The sequence below is a fragment of the bacterium genome (assembly GCA_040755795.1).
Lineage (GTDB): Bacteria > UBA9089 > CG2-30-40-21 > CG2-30-40-21 > SBAY01 > JBFLXS01.
Genome location: JBFLXS010000335.1, coordinates 1 through 4,590 on the forward strand (window position 1 = coordinate 1; position 4,590 = coordinate 4,590).

5 protein-coding genes are annotated in these 4,590 nt (G+C 39.0%); 4 read left to right on the top strand and 1 reads right to left on the bottom strand.

The window, feature by feature from the left end; all coding sequences use genetic code 11:
* Positions 1-267, bottom strand: a 267-nt coding sequence (locus AB1414_16040) for a hypothetical protein (GenBank protein MEW6608930.1), incomplete at its 3' end; no start/stop codon positions are given.
* A gap of 92 nt (positions 268-359) precedes the next feature.
* Here AB1414_16040 and AB1414_16045 point away from each other — a divergent pair.
* The 4 genes from AB1414_16045 to AB1414_16060 all read left to right on the top strand — a co-directional run bounded on the left by AB1414_16045 (position 360) and on the right by AB1414_16060 (position 4,295).
* Positions 360-521: a hypothetical protein gene (locus AB1414_16045; GenBank protein MEW6608931.1), complete on the top strand. Its 162-nt coding sequence runs from the start codon at positions 360-362 to the stop codon at positions 519-521.
* Positions 522-667: 146 nt separating this feature from the next.
* Positions 668-1,777 carry an FIST C-terminal domain-containing protein gene (locus tag AB1414_16050; protein ID MEW6608932.1) on the top strand — a complete coding sequence of 370 codons (1,110 nt, stop codon included), beginning with the start codon at positions 668-670 and terminating at the stop codon, positions 1,775-1,777.
* A 46-nt stretch (positions 1,778-1,823) separates the two neighbouring features.
* Complete coding sequence (locus tag AB1414_16055; protein MEW6608933.1) at positions 1,824-2,207, top strand: four helix bundle protein; 384 nt, start codon at positions 1,824-1,826, stop codon at positions 2,205-2,207.
* Between the two features lie 63 nt (positions 2,208-2,270).
* On the top strand, positions 2,271-4,295 hold the full coding sequence (locus AB1414_16060; protein ID MEW6608934.1) for a PAS domain S-box protein: 2,025 nt from the start codon (positions 2,271-2,273) through the stop codon (positions 4,293-4,295).
* The last annotated feature ends 295 nt before the right edge of the window (positions 4,296-4,590 follow it).

Below are 4,590 nucleotides of genomic sequence, written 5' to 3' on the forward strand. Positions count from 1 at the left end.
ATTAAGGTGTAATCCCATTATTCCTTGAGGTTTCCAGCTGTCTAATGTATAATATCCCCGATGGGAATTATCGACATAAGCAATATTTCCTTTAGGAATTCGGGTTTGATTTCTTTTATTCAATTCAGTAGAAACCAGAATAATAATGAGTGAGAGAAAGACAAGAGAAATGAGAACAATAGTATTTCTTGAAAATATCAAGAAAAGGATTAAAGCAATTATTAAAGTAACGACTGGAAGGTAGGGATAATTAATGATTGATTCCATTTTTTTGTCTCCTTTTTATTTTACTCTATTTTCTATTAATTGTCAACCTTTTTGTTTGAAACCGAAAAAGTGCTTGACAATTTCTCAGAGATATGCTACATTTTAAAGCAATACGCGATGTTCGAGTTTTTGTAACCATTCAGGATATAGCCACAGAGTCACAGAGAACACAGAGGGAATATATAACCACGAATGAACACAAATACAAAAAGATTGTAACTATTTACCCAAATGAAGTGCAAGGTAATCGGTAACAACCAATTGATCTTTTCCCTTTACTGATAACCTGATCACCGATAACTGATTACCTGAATTTCACTTCAGATGGCTAAAATGTTACAAAAGAAGTGATAGGAATTTGCTTTTGGGGTGTTCTGACTGTTCCAAAAGGAGGTCTCTTATGTATCTTCCGGAAACTGATTCACTAAAGATTGTTGAGGCAATCAGAGGGCTTAAAGTCCAGGATAAAGAAGTTGCCTTGATTATGCTTGGGGAAAAGAATAAGCCTGATGTTGACCAGATGATTGCCGGTCTTAATGAAATGGGCATCGACTTTTTTGGCGGGGTATTTCCTGGAGTAATCTATGGTGACAAAAGATATGAACAAGGAGCGGTGGTAAATGTTTTCCCTGCAGTAAAAACCCCTTACCTCATCAAAGGGTTTAATCAACAAGAGATTCAACTCCCAGAGCTGGGTGAAGGAATCGAAGGATGCACAGCGATTGTTCTGGTAGATGGACTGACCACAAATATTGCCTTTTTTCTTTGCGAGCTTTTCAATCGGCTGGGTCAGACGGTTCATTATTTTGGAGGCGGGGCTGGGTCATTAAGTTTGAAACAGACTCCTTGCCTTTTTACCAGAGAAGGGTTTGTTCAGGATGCCGCGGTGATTACCTTTGTCCAACTAAAAAGCAATCTGGGGGTTCGGCATGGTTGGGAAAAAGTAATGACTCCCTTTGTCGCCACCAAAACCAATAAAAATGTTATCTCTGAATTGAACTGGAAAAATGCCCTTCAGGTCTATCGGGAAGTAGTCGAGGCTGATTCAGGCAAAAAGCTATCTGAAAAAGATTTCTACTCCCTGAGTATGACATATCCATTTGGGATGTTCAAGGAGAATGCTGAGGATATTGTCCGTGACCCGATTGCTACAAATGAAAAAGGAGAGTTAATCTGTGTTGGTGAAGTCCCACAAAATAGCGTTTTGAGTATTTTGAGAGGAAACAAGGCATCTTTGATTCAAGCCGCTGGTCAGGCGGCAAGTGATTGTCAAAATCTTGTAGGGGAAAAGGTATCTCATTGTTTAGTTGCTGATTGTATCTCAAGGGCACTTTTCTTAGGAGAGGATTTTGAAAATGAATTGGCATTGGTGAAAGAAAAGATTGCTACTATAAATGATAAGTGTGTGCCAGAAGGTATGTTGACTCTGGGCGAAATAGCCTCTTATGGAGAAAGATTTCTTGAGTTTTTTAACAAAACTATTGTTGTGGCACTCTTACAGAAATCCTAATTTATTTAGTAACTATTCACTGATAGGATATTAACTCAAAAGTCAAATGTCAAAAGTCAAAACTGAAACTCAAAACTTTAAAACTGATTTAAAGAGGCGGTGTTATTACCTTTCAATCAATATCATTAAATTTTTGGAAACTTTACCAGATAAAAGGGTTTACTGGATAATTGGAGATCAACTTCTCCGTTCTGTCACCAGTATTGGTGCAAATATCGTAGAAGCTAAATCGGCTTCATCAAGAAAGGATTTTATTAAGTTTTACGAGATTGCTTTGAAATCTGCTAATGAGAGTAAATATTGGCTCGGACTCTTGCGAGATGCTACTGAATCTGATAAAAATAAAACTAATGAATTATTAAACGAAGTAAATGAAATATCAAAGATGTTAGGAGCGAGCATATTAACTTTGAAGAATAAAAAGTTTTGAGTTTTAAGTTGTAGTTTTGAGTTTTGCGTTTTGAGTTTTGAGTTATTAGCAAGGAGGTATTGGATGAATAATAAATCAAAAGTCCTAAAAGATATTTTTATGCTTTACGAGTTGGCTCTTTCTATTGGTAAATCCCTGGATTTGAAAGAGGACTGTGCCATATTCTTAAAGGCACTTATGTCTCGACAAAATCTTGGATTTGCCTCAATCTGGATAAAAAACGAATATCTGGATAAAGAGGACAAGGAATATGCCTCTTTAATCTATGCCTATCCAGAGTTTCGAGTGAAAGAGACCAGACTACCCCTTAATCATCCCCTCTTTACCCTGCCAGAAGGCAGAAAATTCTGGACAGTTGCCTCAAGTGAACCTGATTTCTCTCAGGTTGTTACCGAGAAAGAGATAGAAAAAGAGGCTTTTGCTGTTTTTAGCCTCAACAATCTGGGATTCTTAAAATTAGTTAAAGAAACTCCATTCGAAGAAGAAGGACTTTATCAACTCTGTGATGTTATCTCTGAATTTGCTGCTTCCCTTAAAGGATGCTTATCACATCAAAAACTGAAACAATCCGGGGAAAGACTGAAGTTATACCAATATATGGTGGAATCTGCTCATGATGCCATCTTCTTTAAAGACTTAGAGAGCAGGTATATTATTGCCAATAATAAGGCGTTAGAGGCTTTTGGTCTTTCCCGTGAAGAAGTAATTGGGAAAAACGATTTTGAATTGATGCAGGACAAGGAAGAAGCAAAAAAGAATGTCGAAGATGACCAGACAGTCTTCAAAACTGGCAAACCTCAAGAAATCACCAAGCATATGACCGATGCGGCTGGGAAAAAATACTGGTTTCAAGCAATAAAGGTTCCCCAGTTTGATGATAACGGTAATATCATTGGTCTGGTTGGTATTGCCCGTGACATCACCAGGCAGAAATGGATGGAGGAAGAATTAAGAAAACATACTGACCACCTTGAGGAATTGGTACAAGAGCAAACTGTAGAATTAAAAAACGAGATTATGGAGCATAAACGGACAGAGAAATTACTTGCGGAGAGCGAAGAGAAATTTAGATTAGCCTTTGATAACGCAAAGGATGCTATCTTCTGGGCAGACCCGCAAACAGGTCTAATTACTAATTGTAACAAATCTGCGGCGGTTCTTTTAGAGAAAGAAAAAAGCGAGATTATAGGCTCACATCAAATCACAGTTCATCCACCGGAAAAGGCACAATACTACGCAGAGATGTTTCGCAAACATATCGAACATAAGGGCTGGGCTGATGATGAGGCAGAGGTAATCACTAAATCAGGGAAGATAATCCCTGTGAACATCACCGCCTCTGTAACTTTAATTCGTGGAAACCCAATAATTCAGGGAATATTTCACGACATCACCGAACAAAAGAGGTTACAAAAAAAACTGATAGAGACAGAAAAATTAGCCGCCACAGCCCGGATTGCCGCTGAGGCCGCTCATGAGGTAAAAAATCCATTACAGGTCATCAAATCAGGACTATACTATCTGAAAATAACTCACAAAGAGGATATTGATGCCCAGCAGACTATCCAACAGATGGATAATGCCATAGGAAGAGCAACCGGGTTTATCAATGACCTGCTGAATCTCTCAAAGCCATTTGAGTTGAAAACGGCTAAGTGCCAGGTGAATAAATTAATCAAGGAGGCAATAAAGGAACTCCCAGCAGAACTCCTTTCTAATATCGATGTAACGCAAAAGTTAGCCAGCGACCTGCCGGAGATTAATGTGGATTCTGACCGCATTCGTCAGGTGCTGGTTAATCTGGTGAAGAATGCGGCTGAGGCAATGGGAGAAGTTAAGAGTAAAAAATTAAGAGTAAAAACTGAAAGAGAGGGAGATTTTATCAAGATAGGCATCTCGGATACGGGCAAAGGCATAGTTAGAGAGGAGATAAGCAAGATATTCGAGCCATTTTATACCGGCAGAGGCAAAGGAATAGGTCTGGGGCTGGCTATCTGCCAGCGTTTAATTGAGGCACACCAGGGCAGGATAGAGGTAGAGAGTGAAGTTGGGAAGGGAACAACATTTGTGGTATTCCTGCCAATTTAGGGAGAGATTATTTACCGCAGAGACGCAGAGGCGCAGAGAAAAAATAAAATCTATTTGCAGAATTAGCTCCAGAGGAGCGATATATTTGTAGAGATTGTCTCAATAATCTTTTCTGTTATCTGATTTATTTTCTCTGTTTCTCTGCGTCTCTGCGGTGAAGAGTTACAATTTTTGTAACTATTCACCACGAAGGGCACGGAGAGCACGAAGTGAAATTTGATGAATTATCGAATAGAGTCATTGGATGCGCTATAGCGGTGCATCGAACTCTTGGGCCAGGTTTGCTTGACACCGT